Source organism: Brevundimonas sp. UBA5866 (genome assembly GCF_002432125.1).
GTDB lineage: Bacteria > Pseudomonadota > Alphaproteobacteria > Caulobacterales > Caulobacteraceae > Brevundimonas.
Genome location: NZ_DJFS01000070.1, coordinates 145699 through 165663, shown reverse-complemented (window position 1 = coordinate 165663; position 19965 = coordinate 145699). Strand labels below are relative to the sequence as shown.

The window sequence follows — 19965 nt, the reverse complement described above, 5'->3', positions numbered from 1 at the left end:
CGCGCCGGGCGGCAAGACGCTGCAACTGGCCGCTGCCGGTGCCAGGGTCGTGGCTCTGGACCGTTCGGAAAGCCGCCTGAAGCGCCTGCGCCAGAATTTCGAGCGTATGAAGCTGGAAGCCGAGGTCGTCGCCATTCCGGGCGAGGACTGGGAAGACGAGCGCCAGTTCGACGCCGTACTGCTGGACGCGCCGTGCTCGGCGACGGGCACCTATCGCCGCAACCCCGAAGCCCTGCGCGCCGTGCGCCCGACCGACATCGCCAAACTGGCCGATGTGCAGCACCGCCTGCTGGACGTGGCCGCCGCCAAGGTGAAATCGGGTGGCCGTCTGGTCTACTGCGTCTGCTCGCTGGAACGCGAGGAGGGCGAGACCCAGATGCTGGCCTTCCTGCGCCGCAACACCGCCTTCAAGACCGTGGCCATCAAGCCCACCGAGGTCGGCGCCCCTGACGAGGCCCTGACCAAGGAAGGCTGGCTGCGTGTCCTGCCCGGCCAATGGGCGGACAAGGGGAGCCTCGACGGCTTCTTCATCGCCCTGCTACAGCGCGACTAAGGATCAAGGGGGGGCGGCCACAGGGTCGGCCCCCTTTTTCTATGGCAGCTCAGTCGGCCGCGTCTTCGATGGCGTCGATCTGGTCGTCGTCCAGACCCATGTGGTGGCCCAGTTCGTGGATCAGCACATGCGCCACCAGATCATAAAGTCCCACATCCGCACGCTCGCACCATTCATCAAGGATAGGGCGGCGGTACAGGAAAACCCGCGACGGCTCCGGTGCCGGTCCCAGTCCGTCGCGCTCGCCCACATGGGCCCCGACATAAAGCCCCGTCAGTTCGAAACCGTCCTCGATTTCCAGCTCCCGCAGGGTCTCTTCGTCGGGGAAATCATCGATGCGGATCACCACGTCGGCAGCGATCTGTTTGAACAGATCGGGCAGGGCGTCAAAGGCCTGACGGGCCATCCTGTCAAAGTCGTCCAGCGACGGGGCGGTCTGATTATCCCAGTTCTGTTGCATCATAGGGATATCGCCCGCCCGCCCCCTGACCGCAATCCATCATCAAGCGTCGCCGAAAAGGCCCCAATCAGGTTATGGTAAACGCGAATCAACCTTTCGCGCGCCGGAGTGCGTATGGCCCAGGCCGATATCGCCGCAGACATTGCCTATGTAGCGACAGCAGGCGCTGCCGGACTGGCGCTGGCAGTCAGCGCATGGGCGGCCCGTCTGCATCGCGGCATCAAGCGCCGTGAGCAGCAGGTCGAAGAGCATGCGACCCACGCCCTGATCCAGTCCGCTGCCTGTAGCGGGGCGCTGAATGCCTTTGACGACCTGCGTCTGGCCCTGTCACCCGAAGGGAATGTCCGCGCCATCTATGGCCCGCGCGAACCGCTGTTCCATCTGATCGACCAACCCCTTCAAGGCGTGCAGCAGCCATCGGAAGAAGCTGTACGCGCTGCGGCCGATCAACTGACCGCCCGCCTCAAACGCCTTCATCCCAACCGGATGATCGCTCTGCTTCAGGAAGGCGAGGGCTTTGAGACCGTCATCGAGTCCGGCGACGGCGCATGGGCGGTTGAGGGCAGGGCACTGGGCGGCGGCGCATGGGTGCGCCTGTCCAAGGTCACCCACGCCATCGGCATGGAGGCCGGACCGGGTGTTCTAGCCGAACAGTCGCCGTCCCCGACCTGGGTGGTCGATGGATCGGGCAAGCTGGTCTGGGCCAACAGCGCATGGCTGAACGAAACCCGCTGCGAGAGCCTGCAGGATGCCCGCGACAATGGCATCAGCTTCGATCGTGGCGCCGACGCCCTCGTTTCCGAAGCTGTCCGCCTGAACAGCCGGCAGGAAGGCTTCCGCTGGATTTCCTCGGACGGGCGTCGAAAGGCGTGGAAGATCATCGCCGAGCCTCTGATCGGGGGGCGGGGGGCCGTCATCGCCTTCGCCCTAGACATGACCGAGGCCGAGGAAACCCGCGACACCCTGCGCCGCCACGTCGAGGCCCATGACGAAACGCTGAACCACCTGGCCGACGCCGTGGCCATTTTCGGCCCCGCCAAGCGGCTGGCCTTCCACAACACCGCCTTCCAGCAGCTGTTCAACATCGATGCCGCATGGCTGGATGAACGCCCCACCCACGGCGAGCTTCTGGACCGCCTGCGCCAGCGTCGCCTGCTGCCCGAAGTGGTCGACTATGCCCAGTGGAAGGCCGCAGAGCTGGAATTTTATGGCGCCTCACAGGCCTCTCCGGATGATACGTGGCGCCTGCCTGACGGTCGTACCCTGCGTGTCGTGCGCCAGCCGCACCCGCTGGGCGGCATTCTGCTGATCTTCTCGGACATCACCGACGAACTGAACCTGCGCAGCCGCTACAATGCGCAAATCCAGGTACAGATGGCGACGCTGGACAAGCTGTCCGACGCCGTGGCCGTGTTCGGCTCCGACAGCCGCCTGCGGCTGCGCAACGATGCTTTCGAGGCGTTCTGGAACCTGTCGAAAGAAAAGCTGGACGCCGCACAGGATCTGGACGGCGTGGCCCAGCTGTGTCGCCCGCTGTTGCCCGATACCGGTGTCTGGATGGGGCTGAAAGCGCGTGTGGCCGATCCTGATCCGGAAAGCCGCATTCCGGTACACGGCGAGGCCCGCACACAGGATGGCCGCTATGTCGTGTGGAAGACCCGGCCGCTGCCTGACGGCGCGACACTGGTCGCCTTTTCCGACGAGACAGCCCGACGTGCGCTGGAACAGGCACTGGCCGAAAAGGAAGCGGCGCTGGCCGAAAGCCAGGCGCTCAAGCGCGAGTTCGTCGGCAGCGTATCCTATGAGCTGCGGACACCGCTGACGACGATTGTCGGCTATTCCGAGCTGCTGGAAGCGATGGGCGATCTACCCGAGCGCAGCCGCCAACATGCCGGCGCCATCCGCGTCGCCGCCAGCCATCTGGCCCGCTCCATTGATGATGTTCTGGACATGGCACAGATCGATGCGGGCGAGATGGAACTGGTTCTGGGGGATGTTCGTCTGCCGGAACTTCTGGATCAGCTGTGCCAGAACATCCGGCCCAAGGTCGAAGGCCGCGGCGCACGGCTGGAGCTGTCGGTGCCGTCGGATGTGCCGGTTCTGCGCGCCGATGAGCATCGCGTGGCACAGGCGGTCGATCACCTTCTGGAAAACGCCTGCCGGGCCGTGTCCGACGGTGGCGTGGTCGAACTGGCCGTCGTCAGTACGGACGATGAAATCCAGATCCGTGTCAGCGATACCGGGCGCGGCATCCCCTTCCACCTTCAGGCCCATGTGTTCGACCGTTTCGTACGGCGCGAGCGCGGGGGCCCGGGAGTGGCATTGGCGCTGGTCAAGGCGCTGATCGAACTGCATGGCGGCTCGGCAGAGGTGGAGTCCGCTCCCGGCAAGGGCGCGACCTTTATCCTGAAGCTTCCGACCAAGGTTCAAAGCCCTGCAGCCATACCGGAACTGATTTTGGGCTGACTTCGTGTTAAGGGGCCGGTCCAAGAGATTAGGAACCGCTGCCCCAATGGCCGATAAAGCTCCGCTGAAGACCGCCCTCATCTATGATTTCGACGGCACACTTGCCCGTGGAAACATGCAGGAGGTCAGCTTCATTCCATCCATTGGCATGGACATCGGTGCCTTCTGGGCCGAGGCCGAAGCTCTGACCAAGGGGGCAGATGCCGACGGCATCCTGATGTATATGCAGCTGATGCTGCAGCACGCCCGCGCCAAGGGCATCTCCATCACCAAGGAAATGCTGGCCGAGCACGGTCATGATGTGGCGCTGTTCGAGGGCCTGCGCGACCTGTCGTGGTTCGACCGCATCAACGCCTTTGGCGCCAAATACAACCTCGAGATCGAGCACTACATCATCTCCGCCGGTCTGGAAGAGATGATCGACGGTACGCCGATCCGTCCGGCGCTGAACCACGTGTTCGCCAGCCACTATGTCTATGATGACAAGGGCGAGGCCGCATGGCCCGCCGTGGGCGTGAACTACACCACCAAGACCCAGTACCTGTTCCGCATCAACAAGGGCGTGAAGAACCACTGGGAACACGAGCGGGTGAACCACTTCATCCCCGATGAGGACCGCCCGATCCCGTTCGACCGCATGATCTTCCTCGGCGACGGTGACACCGACGTGCCGACCATGAAGATGATGCACACCAAGGGCGGCTTCTCGATCGCCGTCTATGACCCGCGCTCGAACGAGAAGGACCAGAAGAAGGTCTATTCGCTGATCTCGGAGGACCGCGTGAACTTCGTGGCGGCCGCCGACTATACCGAAGGCTCGGCGCTGGACCTGATCGTCAAGGGTCTGATCGGCCGTATCGCCATCAATGCGGGCACCATGCCCGCCGGCATCTAACGACGGTTATAAATGTCCCGTGCGCGCCCCAGCCGCGCCGGGACAAGTCCACGCAGGTCATGGCTGCGGACGATATCAAAGGTGATGTCGGTGCCCTTCGACTGGGCAACCCTTACGTCCAAGGCCATACCGCGGCTGTGATCAACCACAACCAGGGCCCCTGACAGGCCGACGCCGCGCTCCAGCACCACATCCAGCCTTTGATCCGACCCCGCCTTCAGGCGACAGGGCCACTCCATTTGTCCCGACAATATCGTCCCGCGACCGGAGAGTGATTTTAGGGGCGATTTGCCATCGCCGCGTTTGAACAAACCAAACACTTTATCGGACCTGAACCTGCCCTGTTACGCGGGCATCTACTGACCTCGCTCTTATCAGGTGGGAGGCTTTGCCGCGATGGCAAGTACGCGCCGATCACGATCAAGATCGACGGTCAGGTCCGCATTGATGCCGCCTTGCATCATCCAAACAGTAAGTCTTTGGAAGTGATCGACAAATCTCTGAAGTGCCGCTCGCCTTCCGACCGGTATACGCGACACCCCCAGCAGGCCTGCCTCCTGCTCGCACCGCCAATCCAGTACAGTTTCAAACTCTGGCGCGCGCAGATAAACCAGACCATCCAGGCGTGCATGAAGTGCGCGATACGGACCTGACAGTGCGGTGTTCACGGCCTCACGCCAGTGACGCTCAAGGTCCGCCTCCTGCTCCAGATTGTTAACTGGAAACGCCAGACGTTCCGGTGGCTCGGGCAACGCGCCCAGGCACCATCCTTCAAGGATTATGAAGCGGGGACGGCCAGCATGAACAGGCCATTGCGATACAGGCAGTCGTTCGTCCGCCAGTTTGTCGAAAGCGGGCAGGGCGGTTTCGCCATGCTCGCCCGCCATCTCAAGGGCGTCCAATACCTGTTCCAGCAGATTCAGGTCATGGGTGCCTGGCACACCGCGCGTGTGAAACAGGGGGTGCACGCGCCGCGCCATCTGCACCCGTTCCTCGCGCTTCAGATAGACATCATCCAGTGACAGGCTGACCCCGCCATAGGTCTTGGCCAGATGGGCGGCGAGAGTGGATTTGCCCGATCCCTGACTGCCCGCAATACCGATAAGGACGGGCCGGTCACGGCGCAGCTTGGACAAAAGAAAACCCCCGACGGCCTCGGGCAGTCGGGGGTCTATCATCTCAGTGCTGGTTTTCCGGCAGCCGGACAACCAGGCCATCAAGGTCATCGGAGACCCTGATCTGGCAGGACAGGCGGCTGTTGGGCTGCACATTCTCGGCGAAGTCGAGCATGGACTCTTCCATCGCCGACGGACGGCCCGTCACATCCAGAAACGCCTCATCGACGTAGCAGTGGCAGGTTGCACAGGCGCAGGCCCCGCCACAGTCGGCGTCGATGCCCGGGATGTTGTTGCGCACCGCGCCTTCCATGACCGAAAGGCCGTTCTTGACCTCGATCTCATGCTCGCGGCCGTCGAACTCGATGTATTTGATCTTCGCCAAGGGGAGGCAAAGCGCCCGCTTACGCGGACGCCTTTTCCTTCTTGCGCGACGGCGAAACCATCAGCTTCTTGGTTTCGGCGATCGCCTTGGCCGGGTTCAGACCCTTCGGGCAGACCTGCGCGCAGTTCATGATGGTGTGGCAGCGGTACAGCTTGAACGGGTCTTCCAGATCGTCGAGGCGCTTCTGGGTGGCGTCGTCGCGGCTGTCCGAGATCCAGCGGTAGGCGCCCAGCAGCGCTGCCGGGCCGAGGTACTCTTCCTGGTTCCACCAGTAGCTCGGGCACGAGGTCGAGCAGCAGGCGCACAGGATGCACTCGTACAGACCGTCGAGCTTTTCGCGGTCTTCCGGCGACTGCAGGCGTTCCTTTTCCGGATCCGGCAGGTCGGACTGCAGGTACGGCTGGATGGAGTCGTACTGGGCGTAGAACAGCGACAGGTCGGTCACCAGGTCCTTGACCACCGGCTGGTGCGGCAGCGGGGCGATGGTGATGTTGTGCGACTTGCACTCGTCCCAGCCCTTGGTGCAGGCGAGGGTGTTGTTGCCGTCGATGTTCATCGAGCACGAACCGCAGATGCCTTCACGGCACGAACGGCGGAACGACAGCGACGGGTCGATCGTGTTCTTGATGTGGATCAGGGCGTCCAGCAGCATCGGGCCGTGGTCGTCCGAAGACACCTCATAGACGTCCCAGCGCGGATCGGCGTCCACTTCCGGGTCGTAACGATAGACCTTGTAGGTCTTGACGTTCTTGGCGCCGGCCGGAGCCTTGTGGACCTTGCCGGTGGTCGGCTTGGAACCGCGCGGGAGGTTGAGTTGAACCATGTTTCAAATCCTCCTTAGTACACGCGGGCCTTGGGCTCGATGTACGAGACCTCGTCCGACATGGTGTAGTTGTGAACCGGACGGTAATCGATTTGGACGTTCTCGCCCGGACGCTTCCACGCCAGGGTGTGCTTCATCCAGTTGGTGTCGTCGCGATCCGGGAAGTCCTCGCGGGCGTGTGCGCCACGGGACTCGGTACGGTTGGCAGCGCCCTCGATGGTGACCAGAGCCTGCGAGATCAGGTTGTCGTACTCGAGGGTTTCCATCAGGTCGGTGTTCCAGATCAGGCCACGGTCCGTGGTCTTGATGTCGGAACCGGCCGCGTCGATGGCGCGCAGCTTCTGAACGCCTTCTTCCAGCGTCTTGCCGGTACGGAACACGGCGGCGTCCGACTGCATGGCGCGCTGCATCGACAGACGCAGCTCTGCGGTCGGGGTCGAGCCCGAAGCGTAACGGAAGCGGTCGAAGCGGGCCATGTGGGCGTCGATCTGCGACTTCGGCGCGTCTTGCACCTTGGCGTTCTTGTCGACGACTTCACCGCAGCGCAGGCCGACGGCGCGGCCGAACACCACAAGGTCGGTCAGCGAGTTGGAGCCCAGACGGTTGGCACCGTGCACCGAGACGCAGGCGGCTTCGCCCACGGCCATCAGGCCCGGAACCACGCTGTCGGGGTTGCCGTCGCGCAGGGTCAGCACTTCGCCGTGATAGTTGGTCGGGATACCGCCCATGTTGTAGTGGACGGTCGGCAGAACCGGGATCGGCTCCTTGGTCACGTCCACGCCAGCAAAGATCTTGGCGCTTTCCGAGATACCCGGCAGGCGGGCGTGCAGGATGGCCGGATCCAGGTGGTCCAGGTGCAGGTAGATGTGGTCCTTGTTCGGGCCAACACCGCGGCCTTCGCGGATTTCGATGGTCATCGAGCGCGAGACCATGTCACGCGGGGCCAAATCCTTAACCGTCGGGGCATAGCGTTCCATGAAACGCTCGCCTTCGGAGTTGGTCAGGTAACCGCCTTCACCGCGGGCACCCTCGGTGATCAGGCAGCCTGCGCCGTAGATGCCGGTCGGGTGGAACTGCACGAACTCCATGTCCTGCAGCGGCAGACCGGCGCGCAGCACCATGGCGTTACCGTCGCCGGTGCAGGTGTGGGCCGAGGTGGCCGAGAAGTAGGCACGGCCGTAACCGCCGGTGGCCAGAACGACCATCTTGGCGCGGAACTGGTGCATCTGGCCGTTGTCGAGCTGCAGGGCCGTCACGCCGGTGCAGGCACCGTCTTGCATGATCAGGTCGAGGGCGAAGTATTCGACGAAGAACTCGACCTCGCGACGGACCGACTGGCCGTACAGGGTGTGCAGGATGGCGTGGCCGGTACGGTCGGCGGCGGCGCAGGTGCGCTGCACCGGACCTTCACCGAAGTTGCGGGTCATACCGCCGAAGGCGCGCTGGTAGATCTTGCCTTCCTCGGTACGCGAGAACGGCACACCCCAGTGTTCCAGCTCGTAAACGGCCTGCGGCGCGTTACGGACCAGATATTCGATAGCGTCCTGGTCACCCAGCCAGTCCGAACCCTTGACGGTGTCGTACATGTGCCATTGCCAGCTGTCCTCGCCCATGTTGCCCAGCGAAGCCGAGATACCGCCCTGGGCGGCCACGGTATGCGAGCGGGTCGGGAAGACCTTGGTAACGCAGGCGACCTTCAGGCCCTGCTGGGCGGCGCCGAGAGCGGCACGGAGGCCAGAGCCACCCGCACCGACGACAACGACGTCGTATTCGTGATCGATAAGCTCGTAAGCAGCCATGGTCGATTAAGCTCCTGCGGCCAGCGCAGCGGCGGCGCGCACGATGAAGAAGATGCTGGCAGCAGCCAGCGCAACAAAGACGATCAGGGCGACGACGCTCAGCGACTTGCGCGACGACGGCGCAGGTACGTAGTCCTCGATGATCACCTTCCAGGCGAGATAGGCAAAGCCGAAGAAGGCCAGAGCCGTGACGATGGCAAGACCGATGTTCAGCTTGTTGGCGAACCATGCGGCGACCGTGGCAGCATCGGCACCGGCGAGGGTGAAGCCGGTCGAGGCAACCCACAGGCTCAGCGGCATCAAAAGCAGCAGAAGCGCTTTTTCCAGCTTCCACTCACCGGCACCGTGGCGCTCGGAGATCTTCACATTGTTTTTGAACTTAGGTGCAGCGCTCACAGCGAAACCTTTCCGGTTGCGAACAGGGCGACCCAGAACAGCACGGCCAGAACCAGCGGGCCCCACACAGCGATGCGCGACAGCAAGTTGGCCGACTTCACGGTCAGGCCGTGGCCGAAGTCGTTGATCAGGTGGCGGGCGCCGTTCAGGAAGAAGGAGAACAGAACGACGGTCAGGCCGAAGCCGACGATCAGGCCCAGCGGCGAGGCGAGGCAGGCCTGCAGCTTGGTCAGGGCCTCTGCGCCATTGGCGGCGGTCGCCAGCCAGCCCAGAACCAAAACCGCGCCGACCGTGGCCGCGCCAATGGTCACACGGAACAGGATCGAGGCCACCATGGTGATGTGCCAGCGCCAGATCGAAGTGAAGGGCGACATCGGCGTGACGTGCCCGTTGGGGTGGCGGACGTAACGGCCGGTGCGGTCGCCGTTAGCCCCACCCGCTGCCTGATGGTTCGACATGCGAATGATTCTCAAAAAACCTGTGGAAATTCAGGGTCAGACTGTTGCAAAGGCTTTTGTGCCGTGCAGCAGGCGATGTCAACGAACCCACGCCCTTAGTCGGGTCATTAAGTTCGCTAGACGGCCAGTTGATACGATTTGACGGTTTGGATACGGCTTTCAAGGACCGCCGGTTCACAAAAAATTGCCCCGGGACGCCCCCAGACAGGATCGGGCCACAGGGGATCATCGCGACGCCGCCCCACCACATGGACATGCAGTTGCGAGGTCACATTGCCGATGGCGGCGGTGTTGATCTTGTCGACCGCCGCGCATTCGGTCTGTGCCATCGCCGCAACCAGACGGCCCGCCTCGACGGCTTCCTCCATCAGCGTCGCGCGCTGATCGGCCGTCAGGTCCGACAGCTCCACCGCGCCCTCCACGCGGGGCAGCAGGATCAGCCAGCAGAAACGCCCGTCATTCTGTAGCCGCACCTGACACAGGGGCCAGTCCGCGACATGAAGAGAGGCCGCTTCGAATGCAGCTGCGGCCTGAAAGGTGTCTGCTGGGACCATGTGGACTAGACCTCGTTAAACCACCGCAGTCGATAGGCCTGAACCGCCGTCTTGGCCAGATGGGAGGTCAAGCGCCAGTTGACCACCGCCCCCACCGGCGCGCCGATCACAGGCATGAGCTGCAGCAGCTTGGCCAGATCGATATAGTCCCTGTACTCGAGCTGGAACTGGCGCCAGTCGATCTGGACCGGCTCGCCTTCCAGATCGGGAGAGCTGGCTTCCAGCGCAGCCAGTGCCGCTGGCCTCTGACGGGCGCTGGAAAAGGCCAGATGGAAGATGCGCAGGATAAATAGGCGCTCTTCGGGATTGCGGCTGTCAAAGCCATAGACGGCGCAGATCTCGAACAGCAGTTTGATCTTGATGGCCATAAAAGCCGGAAGGTCTGCAGCCGCCAAGAGGAAGCCTCCAGCCCCCGCTACAGCGCCCTCAACACTGGCCGTCGTACGATAGGTTTTCATCAATTCGTAGATCGCCAGTTCGCGCTCTTCCAGCGTGCCTTCCGTGCGCGGCTCTGCGGCTGTCCAGCCCGAGCCCGTCATGATGGCCTTGGTCATCTGCTTCATCACCGCAGTGACCGTCTTATGGACAGCTTCGGGAATGATATTGTTGATCTTGTCCTGCGTGGCACGCGTAGAACGATCCCACAGACCCGGCTTTCTGTGCTGACGCGTTCTCCACGCCAAGGCCTGGGTTAAAGCCTTGTTTTCATATGTGGTCGGGTCGGACTGGGAGTTCATAAGCCAAGCTACCTTGTGGTGGGACACTGTGTTGAAGACCAAAGCCCAAACGCGGGAGACTTGCTCCCGCTCCCTCGCGGGTCTAGACCGCCCGCCATCGAATAGTGTTTGCACACGCAACATCGACTGGAGAGACCTTAAATGGCTCGCGCAAAGATTGCCCTTATCGGCGCCGGTATGATCGGCGGCACCCTGGCCCACATCGCAGCCCGCGAAGCTCTGGGCGACGTCGTTCTGTTCGACATCGCTGAAGGCACCCCGCAGGGTAAAGGTCTGGACATCGCCGAAGCTTCGGCTGTCTTCGGTCAAGACGTGGCCCTGAAGGGCGCCAACGACTACGCCGACATCGCCGGCGCAGACGTCTGCATCGTTACCGCTGGCGTGCCGCGCAAGCCGGGCATGAGCCGCGACGACCTGATCGGCATCAACCTCAAGGTCATGAAGGCCGTGGGTGAAGGCATCAAGCAATACGCTCCGAACGCCTTCGTGATCTGCATCACCAACCCGCTGGACGCCATGGTCTGGGCTCTGCAGAAGTTCTCGGGCCTGCCGAAGGAAAAGGTCGTCGGCATGGCTGGCGTTCTGGACTCGGCCCGTTTCGCCTACTTCCTGGCTGAAAAGACCGGCGTGTCGGTTCAAGACATCCACGCCTGGACCCTGGGCGGTCACGGCGACGACATGGTCCCGATGGTCCGTCACTCGACCGTTGGCGGTCTGCCGCTGCCGGACGCCGTGGCTGCCGGCTTCCTGTCGCAAGCTGATCTGGACGCTATCGTCGAGCGCACCCGCAAGGGCGGCGGCGAAATCGTTGCCCTGCTGAAGACCGGCTCGGCCTTCTACGCTCCGGCTGAATCGGCCATCGCCATGGCCAAGTCCTACCTGCTGGACCAAAAGCGCGTCCTGCCGTCGGCTGTTTACGTCTCGGGCGAATACGGCCTGAACGACCTGTACGTCGGTGTTCCGGCCCTGATCGGCGCGGCTGGCGTCGAGAAGATCGTCGAGTTCACCACCAACGACGAAGAAAAAGAGATGCTGGCCAAGTCGGTCGCATCGGTCCAAGGCCTGATCGAAGCCTGTAAGGCTGCCGATCCGTCGCTGGCTTAATACTGGCCCGCTGCGCGGGCGGAGCGAGAGATCGCTACCGCTCGCGACGCGGTCGCTCACTGCTTGAGCGATCCCGCGCTGGATAAGATTAAGGGCCGCCTCGAATTCGGGGCGGCCCTTTTTCTATTTCGCTCAGTGGGATTTCAGAGCTTCAGGCTCGTGTTCGAGCCAGCTTTGGCTTCGCATTTCGTTGAGGCGCGAGACGGTACGTTCGAACTCGAAGGCGCCGTCGCCTTCGGGGTAGAGGACTTCCGGTTCCGCATCGGCCAGCACCACCAGTCGGGTCTTGGCCTCGTACAGGGCGTCGATCAGGGTCACGAGGCGGCGGGCTTCCTGACGGTTATTCGGGCCAAGGCGCGGCACCTGTTCCAGAAACACCGTATGGAAACGTTTGGCGATGGCCAGATAATCCTGAGGTCCAAGCGGGCGACCGCACAGCTCGGCGAAGGTCGCCCGCGCCATGCCGCCAACCGTGCGCTCCACGACGACTTCGCGTCCCAGGACCGGCAACACGGTGGGCTCTTCCGGCTCGCCTCCCTTGAGGTCAGACCACAGGCGTTCAAACGCCGCGGCATTGCCCTCGCCATCGGTGGCGAACCAGACCTTGTCACCAGACAGGCGATCAAGGCGGAAATCCTTCGCGCCCGCCGTTTCGACCACCACGGTCTTCTCGCGCAGGATATCGATGAAGGGCAAAAAGAGCTGACGGTTCAGGCCGTTTTTGTACAGGTCCTCCGGTGCGCGGTTGGAGGTGATGGCCAAAACCACCCTCTTCTCGAACAGGACATCGAATAACCGGCCCAGGATCATGGCGTCGGCGATATCCGTCACCTGCAACTCGTCGAAGCACAGCAGACGGGCTTCCGATGCGATCAGATTGGCGACCGGCGGAATGGGATCGTCGCCCTTGTGCACACCGAACACGGCCTTTCGCTGGGCCCTGTCGCCTTCGCGCCACTGGCGCACCAGATCATGGACACGCGCCATAAAGGCGTGGAAGTGGGCGCGGACCTTCCGTTGCTCCGGTATGGCCGAATAGAACAGGTCCATCAGCATGGATTTGCCGCGACCGGGCGGGCCCCAGATATAGATGCCGCGCACGGCGGGCACCTTGCCGAACAGACCCTTTTGGGAAAGATCGGATTCCAGTCGTTCCAGTTCGGCAATCAGACGAAGCTGGGCCGGATCGGGGGCAATGACACCTTCTTCAACGCGGATGTCATAGGCATTACGGATGCGGGAGGTCATGCCAAACGGGATAGTCCTCCAAAGGCCATCAGGGAAGTATTCTGGCCGATAATCGGTTTGCGTAGATAATTTGAGTTGCTTCGCAGGTGCGAAAGCACCACATGCAGAAATCTCTACCCATCCAAACCTCATACAGAAGGCTGATTTCATCATGGGCTATCGCGTCGCCATCGTAGGCGCCACCGGCAATGTCGGTCGGGAAATGCTGGCCATTCTCGAGGAGCTGAACTTCCCCGTCGAGAAAATGCACGCGATTGCTTCACGAAAATCGAAAGGGATGGAAGTCGCCTGGGGCGACAAGACCATCAAGTGCGAAGACATCGAGGCCTTTGACTTCTCGCAGGTCGATATCGTTCTGATGTCGGCGGGCGGTGACGTGTCGCGCGCATGGTCGGAAAAGATCGGCAAGCTCGGCCCGATCGTGATCGACAACTCCTCGGCCTTCCGCAAGGACCCCGACGTGCCGCTGATCGTGCCGGAAGTGAACCCGGACGCCGTCAAGGACGCCAAGAAGAAGAACATCATCGCCAACCCGAACTGCTCGACCGCGCAGCTGGTCGTGGCGCTCAAGCCGCTGCACGACGCCGCCAAGATCAAGCGCTGCGTCGTCTCGACCTATCAGTCGGTTTCGGGCGCTGGTAAAGAGGGCATGGACGAGCTGTGGAACCAGACCAAGGCTGTCTACGGCCTGGGCGACACCACCCCGAAGAAGTTCCCGAAACAGATCGCCTTCAACGTCCTGCCCTACATCGGCTCGTTCCGTGACGACGGCTATACCGACGAAGAAGCCAAGATGTGGGACGAGACCCACAAGATGCTTGATCCGGACATCAAGCTGACCGTCACCTGCGTACGCGTGCCGGTCTTCGTGGGTCACTCCGAGGCTGTGACCGTCGAGTTCGATCGCCCGATCGAGCCGGAAGAGGCCCGCGACATCCTGCGTGAGGCACCGGGCGTTCTGGTCGTCGATAAGCTGGAGCACGACGGCTACATCACCCCGGTCGATGCCGCCGGTGAGCATGCCGTCTTCGTCTCGCGTATCCGCAAGGACCCGACCGTCGAGAACGGCCTGACCTTCTGGGTCGTGTCGGACAACCTTCGCAAGGGCGCGGCGCTCAACGCCGTACAGATCGCCCAGCTGTTGGATGAAACCGGAACCATCACGCCGAAGTCCGGCGTTCGAACCCTGATCGTCTGATCCACCCACAGCGCCCCGCAGACCACTGCGGGGCGTTTTTTCCTTCCCCCTCTCTTGTGGCCTCTGTGCCGTAGGTGAAACGTGACCCCCTCCCCAGCCGCTAACGAGACGCGTACGGCCTTTGCCGCCGGTGTACTTTGCTACCTTTTCTGGGGCTTCATTCCGCTGGCCTTCCAGCAGATGGCCCATGCCGGTGCCACTTCATGGGAGATCATGGCCCACCGTGCGGTGTGGGGTGTCGTCTGGGCGCTGCTGCTGGTTCTACTGGCCAAGCAGGGGAGGCAGATTCTCAACGTCCTGCGCCAGCCAAGGGTGATGGCTTCACTCGCCCTGTCTGCCGCTATCATCGCGGCAAACTGGATCACCTATATCCTAGCGGTGAACAGCGGGCGCACCTTGGACGCGTCACTCGGCTACTACCTCAATCCGCTGCTGAATATGGCCGCGGGCGCCTTGATCTTCCGCGAGCGCATCAGCGGCGCAGGCAAGATCGCCATGGGTCTGGCGGCCGTGGGTGTTGCCATCCAGACCGTTGCCCTTGGCCATGCGCCGTGGATATCGATCGGGCTCGCTGTCACCTTTGCCGCCTATGGCATCATCCGCAAACGGGTTCAGGCCGACGCACAGACCGGCCTATTCATCGAGTGCCTGATCCTGACGTTACCGGGTCTGGTCTATATGGTCTGGCTTGAGACCTCGGGGCAGGGGCATTTCTTCGCCTCGCCAATGTCGACCCTGTGGCTGTTTCTGGCGGGTCCGGTCACGGTCATACCCCTGATGCTATTCTCGTGGGCCGCACGACGTATCCCGTTGTCGAGCATGGGCTTTTTGCAGTTCCTCGCGCCGACCATCGTCTTTTTCATCGGTTTGTCCCAGGGGGAACCCCTCAGCGGACTGCGGATCGCGTCCTTCGTGTTCATCTGGGCGGCCGTGGGCGTGTTTATCTATGGTGCTCTCACCTCGGCCCGCCGGCGCCATGATGCTCCGATCGCTGCCGAGTGCGAGCCTGGCCTCGTCGAAGATATCGATAATATCAGCCGCCGTTGAGTTCGGCACCGATAACAGACTAAGACAGGTCATGATGTTCAACCGTTTCCTGCCCGTTATCGCGCTGTCTTCGATCCTGCTGGTCGGCGCACCCGCCTGTGCAACCGCTCAGGACGAGGTGATCCGTACGGCCCGTACCGAACAACCTGCGCTGGAAGCCCGCGAACAGCACAGTCTGAAGCCCACGGTCAGCACCGCCCAGCTGTTCGACCAGATCAGCGACACGCTGGATGCCGCCGCCGCCGCATGGTCATCGGGCGATATCGATGCGGTGATGCAGCACTATTCCGTGGATCAGCCCTTGCTGGTCCTTTACGGCGACGAACCCCTGAAAGGTCCTGAGCCGCTTCGGGCCTGGCTGGAGGCGCAGCAAGCCCGCCCCGGCGGTCTTGGCACCATGAACTATGAATGGTTCGAGACCCTGCAACTGGACGACTATACGGCCGTGACCTCGGGACGCATGATCATCACCGTGAACGGCCAGCACCACCGCGCCCTGTTCACGCGACTGCTGCGCCGCTCGACCGACGGCTGGCAGATCCTGCACGATCAGATCGCACTGCCTGCCAGCCTCTAAGGTTAACTGACCGGTGCCTCAGAGCGCCGCATACACCGCATTGACCAGCCGTACTGCGCGCGGGTCACCCAAGAGGTGCGGGGACTGGCGGTTCATCACATAGGCGCCCGATACCCTGGCTGCGGCATCGGCCCAGACCAGCGAACCGCCCCAACCGCAATGCCCCAGCGCATCGGCATTGGGACCGAAGATGTCGATCCCCTCGTTCCGCATCAGGCCTGCGGCCCAGCTGAGGGTAAAGGGCAGGATCTTGTCCGGACCCTGAATCCGTTCTTCCGCCAGTTCCGCCAGGGTTTGTTCGGACAGGAAGGTCTGGCCGTTCCATCGCCCGCCATTGGCCAGAATGGACAGGATGCGGGCCATATCGGCCCCCGAGGCATGCATATTGGCCGAAGGGATTTCAGCCTGGCGCCATTCAGCCGAGCCACGCCCCCCCGGCGCAGCGCCCTTGTTCACAAAGGCCGCCATCTTCAACTCGTCCAGCTTGCCCAGATTGGGCAGGCTGCTGGGTCGCTTCATTTCCGCGGCGCGGTCATGTTCGCTGGGCGGTGTGCCGATCCAGAGGTGAAGGCCGTATGGCTCACAGAAGTCTTCACGAAGGGCCGTGCCCATTGTGCGCCCGTCCAGACGCCGGAAGATCTCACCCGCCATCAAACCGATAGAGATCGGGTGGTAGCCCGAAGCCGTTCCCGGCTCCCACATGGGTTTTTGTGCCGCCAGACGCGCGACCACCGCTGCCGGATCATACCAGATCGACGGCTCGACGGGCTCGTCAAAGCCGGGCAGGCCCGCCTGATGGCTCATCAGTTGGCCAATGGTCAGCTGGTCCTTGCCGTTCTGCCCGAACTCCGGCCAGTGATCGGCAACCTTATCGGCATAGGAAAGCCTGCCCTGGTCCACCAGTCGCGCGATCATCAATGCCATCACGGCCTTGCCGCTGGAGAAGATGGGCACAAGGGTGGTCTGGGTGAATGGCTTTTCGCCCGCCGTATCTGCCGAGCCGCCCCACAGATCGATAACCGTCTCGCCCTCGACGGTGATCGAGAAACGTGCACCGACCTCGTTCAAGCCTTCGGGCGCATCGGTGAAATTGGCCGCAAAGGCGTCTTTGACGGCTGAGAACTGCTCGGGGCAGGAGCCGTGGATCTGAAGTGTGGTCATGAACTAGGCTTTACTCCGGACGGACGCGCAGGTCACTGTTGACGCTGGGCGTCGCTCTGTTTGCGGACAGTCTCGAACTCGCTGCCCGCGGTCCATTGCGGCCAGTCCCGGCTGTTGGCCAGATCGCGACCGACTTCATAGATCAACTGCACATCGGCGGCGGCTGCCTTCATCGTCCACTGCGGCGTCCATTCATCCTGGGGCGTGTGATAGCGGTTGGCGACATAATCACGGCTGGCTTCATTGTGTCCGGTAAATCCGGCCGCGGCGAAAAGGGCTGGCACCCCCACCCGTGCCAACGGGAAATGGTCCGAGCGATAGAAGGCACCGGCCTGCGGTGCAGGATCGGGGATCAGGCGTCTGCCCTCACGCGCGGCATAAGGGGCCAGGCGCATGTCCAGATCGGATTTACCCGCTCCGATGACGACAATGTTCGGGTCGATATCATCACCCGGCAACAGGCTGTCCATGTTGATATTGGCGACCGTCTTTTCCAGCGGAAAGACCGGATTGGCCGCATAGTATTCCGCGCCGAGAAGACCCGTCTCCTCGGCCGCCCACGAGATAAAGGCAACCGTACGCCTGGGTTTTGGCCCTTCGGCGAACAGGCGTGCGATCTCAAGAACGCCCGCTACGCCCGTCGCATTATCGACGGCTGCATTGTAGATGTCGTCGCCATTCTTGGGCGTACCCCGGCCATACCCATCCCAATGCGCGCCGAACATCACTGTCTCGTCGGGAAACTCCGTTCCCGGAATGCGGGCAATGACGTTGCGGGTCTGGATACGGTCAGCCTTCTGGCCGAAATCGATATCCATCGTCACGCCCTCCAGCTCAACGGCGCGGAAGTCACGGTTGCGGGCCGCGACACGCATTTCATCCAGATCAAGTCCCGCCAGTTGCAGCAGCTTTTGCGTAGCCTCGCTGGTGATCCAGCCTTGGGCCGCAACGCGCTCTTTCTCGGGATCGGCGCGGACGATATCGAGGTCCGGCGCGGTCGATGAGCCTTCCAGAGTGGACCACGGATAACCGGCCCCTGCCGTGTCGTGGATCACCAGAACGCCCGCTGCCCCTTGCGCTGCGGCCTCCTGGAATTTGTAAGGCCAGCGCCCGTAGAAGGTCATGGCCTGACCGTCGAAGGTATTGGCGACCGGATGGCCTTCGGGGGCACCGAAATCGGGATCGTTGACGATGACGAGGATGATCTTTCCGCGCACATCCACGCCCTTGAAATCATCCCAGCCGCGCTCGGGCGCGCTGACGCCATAGCCCGCAAAGACGACCGGCGTGTCTTTCAACGAAATCCGGCTGATCGGACGGTCCGAGCCGACGATGATGTCCTTGGCCCGCTCGAACGTCACGCTATGGTCACCGACCCTGGCCGACAGGGTGGCAGGCCCGTCCTGGGAGGTGCGGGACACCTCGGCGACCTGGAACCACGATCCGTCAGGCCCGCCGGGTTCCAGCCCCAGTTTCTGGAACTGTTCAGCGATCCACTCGACCGTCAGCATCTCTGCGGGGGTGCCGGGGGCGCGGCCTTCAAAGCGGTCGGACGCCAGTTCACGGGTGAGGCTGTTCAACCGCTCCGGATCGATCCGCTCCTGAGCCATCACGGCGGTCGAGCTGAGCAAGAAGGCGGTCAGAGCCAGGGCGGCAGGACGAAACATCAATCGGTCTCCGGAACGACAAGCCGCTACGCTGCCCCAGCCGCCCCGGCCTGTCGAGCGTGGATCAGTGATTGATGTTCACAAGATAGCGGCCAACGCCCCCGGCGGCCCTGACCGCAGAGGCGAAACAGGCCTGAAGCAGATAGCCTCCGGTCGGTGCCTCCCAGTCCAGCATCTCACCGCAGACGAAGACGCCGGGCAGGGCTTTCAGCATCATGCCCTCATTGTATTGGTCACGGGCAATGCCCCCCGCAGACGATATGGCCCGCTCCAGCCCGCGAGGAGCGCGCAGCACCACAGGCACGGACTTCATCAAACCCGCCAGCGCCCCGATATCATGAGGCAGTTCGCCTGCTTCGCGCATGAGCCCGAGCGCCGCCGCATCCAGATGAACGGTCTTGCGTAGATGGTTCGACAAGCTGTTTTTCCCGCGCGGCTTTGAAAGCTTTGCCACCAGGGCGGTAACATCCTGATCGGGACGCAGATCGATATGGACGGTCGTCTCTCCCCCCGCCGCGATGGCTTCGCGCAGACTTGCGGAAAGGGCATAGACCGCGCCGCCCTCTAGACCGTAAGCCGAGATCATTGCCTCGCCACGCACGGTGCGCCCCTGGTGGCTCACGGCAATATTCTTCAACGGATGGCCCGCGAAACGTTCGGCCATGACCGCAGACCAGCCCACATCGAAACCGACATTGGCGGGCTGGAACGGACTGATGGAAACTCCCTTGTCCGTTAGCCAGGGCACCCATCGCGCATCGGACCCCAGTCTTGCCCATGAGGCCCCGCCCAATGCCAGAACCACGGCATCCGCATGTTCGATGGATGGGCCTTCAGGTCCTTCAAATGACAGGCCATCGCCCTTCCAGCCTGTCCAGCGCGAGCGTGTACGGATCACTACACCCTTGCTTTCCAACCGCGCCAGCCACGCCCTCAGCAGGGGCGAGGCCTTCATGGCCCTGGGAAATACACGACCCGACGATCCGACAAAGGTGTCCGCGCCCAGTCCATCCGCCCATGCGCGCAGAGCGGCGGCGTCAAAACCGTCCAGCCATTCGCCGACATGGTCTTTGGCCACCCCGTAACGGCTGTCGAAACCGGGACGCGGCTCACTGTGGGTCAGGTTCAGTCCACCGCGACCGGCCATCAGGAATTTACGCGCCACAGACGGCATCCGGTCATGGACCACGACACGGTGCCCCTGATCGGCCAGACGCTCTGCGGCCATAAGTCCCGCAGGACCGGCACCGACGACAAGGACACTGAAAGAGGCAGGGCTGGGGGCGTTCATGTCGCCTTCCTAGACCGGATTGGCCGAAAAC

At 62.7% G+C, this 19965-nt stretch carries 21 protein-coding genes; 7 read left to right on the top strand and 14 right to left on the bottom strand.

Translation table 11 applies throughout. The annotated features are described in order from the left end of the window. The coding region (locus B3H86_RS08555) for an RsmB/NOP family class I SAM-dependent RNA methyltransferase (protein WP_292052946.1) at positions 1 to 553 on the top strand (553 nt) is incomplete at its 5' end. A 49-nt stretch (positions 554 to 602) separates the two neighbouring features. On the opposite strand, the gene B3H86_RS08550 is transcribed toward B3H86_RS08555, so the two are convergent. Next, positions 603 to 1013 carry a metallopeptidase family protein gene (locus tag B3H86_RS08550; protein ID WP_292052952.1) on the bottom strand — a complete coding sequence of 137 codons (411 nt, stop codon included), beginning with the start codon at positions 1011 to 1013 and terminating at the stop codon, positions 603 to 605. A 114-nt stretch (positions 1014 to 1127) separates the two neighbouring features. Between B3H86_RS08550 and B3H86_RS08545 the strand changes: the two genes are divergently transcribed. Both B3H86_RS08545 and B3H86_RS08540 read left to right on the top strand, forming a co-directional pair. Continuing rightward, positions 1128 to 3479 carry a sensor histidine kinase gene (locus B3H86_RS08545; RefSeq protein ID WP_292052944.1) on the top strand — a complete coding sequence of 784 codons (2352 nt, stop codon included), beginning with the start codon at positions 1128 to 1130 and terminating at the stop codon, positions 3477 to 3479. Between the two features lie 46 nt (positions 3480 to 3525). After that, on the top strand, positions 3526 to 4374 hold the full coding sequence (locus B3H86_RS08540) for a haloacid dehalogenase-like hydrolase (RefSeq protein WP_292052943.1): 849 nt from the start codon (positions 3526 to 3528) through the stop codon (positions 4372 to 4374). On the opposite strand, the gene B3H86_RS08535 is transcribed toward B3H86_RS08540, so the two are convergent. The 9 genes from B3H86_RS08535 to B3H86_RS08495 form a co-directional block, all read right to left on the bottom strand. After that, positions 4371 to 4613, bottom strand: coding sequence for a PilZ domain-containing protein (locus tag B3H86_RS08535; RefSeq protein ID WP_292052941.1), 243 nt, complete (start codon positions 4611 to 4613; stop codon positions 4371 to 4373). The genes B3H86_RS08540 and B3H86_RS08535 overlap by 4 nt on opposite strands. A 135-nt stretch (positions 4614 to 4748) precedes the next feature. Further along, positions 4749 to 5552 carry a kinase gene (locus B3H86_RS08530; protein WP_292052939.1) on the bottom strand — a complete coding sequence of 268 codons (804 nt, stop codon included), beginning with the start codon at positions 5550 to 5552 and terminating at the stop codon, positions 4749 to 4751. Between the two features lies 1 nt (position 5553). Next, positions 5554 to 5874 carry a 2Fe-2S iron-sulfur cluster-binding protein gene (locus tag B3H86_RS08525; RefSeq protein WP_292052937.1) on the bottom strand — a complete coding sequence of 107 codons (321 nt, stop codon included), beginning with the start codon at positions 5872 to 5874 and terminating at the stop codon, positions 5554 to 5556. Positions 5875 to 5893: 19 nt separating this feature from the next. After that, positions 5894 to 6697 (bottom strand): succinate dehydrogenase iron-sulfur subunit, encoded by an 804-nt coding sequence (locus tag B3H86_RS08520; RefSeq protein WP_292052935.1) that lies wholly within the window; start codon positions 6695 to 6697, stop codon positions 5894 to 5896. Positions 6698 to 6711: 14 nt separating this feature from the next. Beyond that, positions 6712 to 8496 (bottom strand): succinate dehydrogenase flavoprotein subunit, encoded by a 1785-nt coding sequence (sdhA, locus tag B3H86_RS08515; RefSeq protein WP_292052933.1) that lies wholly within the window; start codon positions 8494 to 8496, stop codon positions 6712 to 6714. A gap of 6 nt (positions 8497 to 8502) precedes the next feature. Next, entirely contained in the window at positions 8503 to 8892 is a 390-nt protein-coding gene (locus tag B3H86_RS08510; protein WP_292052932.1) for a succinate dehydrogenase, read from the bottom strand. Beyond that, positions 8889 to 9350: a succinate dehydrogenase, cytochrome b556 subunit gene (sdhC, locus tag B3H86_RS08505; protein ID WP_292052930.1), complete on the bottom strand. Its 462-nt coding sequence runs from the start codon at positions 9348 to 9350 to the stop codon at positions 8889 to 8891. The genes B3H86_RS08510 and sdhC overlap by 4 nt, the downstream gene beginning before the upstream one ends. Positions 9351 to 9466: 116 nt before the next feature. Then, a complete protein-coding gene (locus tag B3H86_RS08500; RefSeq protein WP_292052928.1) occupies positions 9467 to 9904 on the bottom strand; it encodes an HIT domain-containing protein in 438 nt (145 codons plus the stop codon). A 5-nt stretch (positions 9905 to 9909) separates the two neighbouring features. Beyond that, positions 9910 to 10641: an EcsC family protein gene (locus B3H86_RS08495; protein ID WP_292052925.1), complete on the bottom strand. Its 732-nt coding sequence runs from the start codon at positions 10639 to 10641 to the stop codon at positions 9910 to 9912. A 141-nt stretch (positions 10642 to 10782) separates the two neighbouring features. On the opposite strand from B3H86_RS08495, the gene mdh reads away from it, so the two are divergent. Then, positions 10783 to 11745 (top strand): malate dehydrogenase, encoded by a 963-nt coding sequence (gene mdh, locus B3H86_RS08490; protein ID WP_292052922.1) that lies wholly within the window; start codon positions 10783 to 10785, stop codon positions 11743 to 11745. A gap of 132 nt (positions 11746 to 11877) precedes the next feature. On the opposite strand, the gene zapE is transcribed toward mdh, so the two are convergent. Continuing rightward, a complete protein-coding gene (gene zapE / locus B3H86_RS08485; RefSeq protein ID WP_292052919.1) occupies positions 11878 to 12993 on the bottom strand; it encodes a cell division protein ZapE in 1116 nt (371 codons plus the stop codon). Between the two features lie 151 nt (positions 12994 to 13144). Here zapE and B3H86_RS08480 point away from each other — a divergent pair, with 151 nt between their 5' ends. From B3H86_RS08480 to B3H86_RS08470, 3 genes are all read left to right on the top strand, one after another. Next, positions 13145 to 14191, top strand: coding sequence for an aspartate-semialdehyde dehydrogenase (locus tag B3H86_RS08480; protein ID WP_292052917.1), 1047 nt, complete (start codon positions 13145 to 13147; stop codon positions 14189 to 14191). A gap of 81 nt (positions 14192 to 14272) precedes the next feature. Then, positions 14273 to 15238, top strand: coding sequence for an EamA family transporter RarD (gene rarD / locus B3H86_RS08475; protein ID WP_292052913.1), 966 nt, complete (start codon positions 14273 to 14275; stop codon positions 15236 to 15238). 31 nt (positions 15239 to 15269) lie between these two features. After that, positions 15270 to 15815: a YybH family protein gene (locus B3H86_RS08470; RefSeq protein ID WP_292052910.1), complete on the top strand. Its 546-nt coding sequence runs from the start codon at positions 15270 to 15272 to the stop codon at positions 15813 to 15815. Between the two features lie 18 nt (positions 15816 to 15833). Here the strand turns inward: B3H86_RS08470 and B3H86_RS08465 are convergent, their stop codons facing one another. The 3 genes from B3H86_RS08465 to B3H86_RS08455 form a co-directional block, all read right to left on the bottom strand. Then, positions 15834 to 16976 carry a serine hydrolase domain-containing protein gene (locus B3H86_RS08465; protein WP_292052907.1) on the bottom strand — a complete coding sequence of 381 codons (1143 nt, stop codon included), beginning with the start codon at positions 16974 to 16976 and terminating at the stop codon, positions 15834 to 15836. Between the two features lie 32 nt (positions 16977 to 17008). After that, positions 17009 to 18643: a M20/M25/M40 family metallo-hydrolase gene (locus B3H86_RS08460; protein WP_292052904.1), complete on the bottom strand. Its 1635-nt coding sequence runs from the start codon at positions 18641 to 18643 to the stop codon at positions 17009 to 17011. Positions 18644 to 18707: 64 nt separating this feature from the next. Beyond that, positions 18708 to 19934: a TIGR03862 family flavoprotein gene (locus tag B3H86_RS08455; protein ID WP_292052900.1), complete on the bottom strand. Its 1227-nt coding sequence runs from the start codon at positions 19932 to 19934 to the stop codon at positions 18708 to 18710. Between the last annotated feature and the right edge of the window lie 31 nt (positions 19935 to 19965).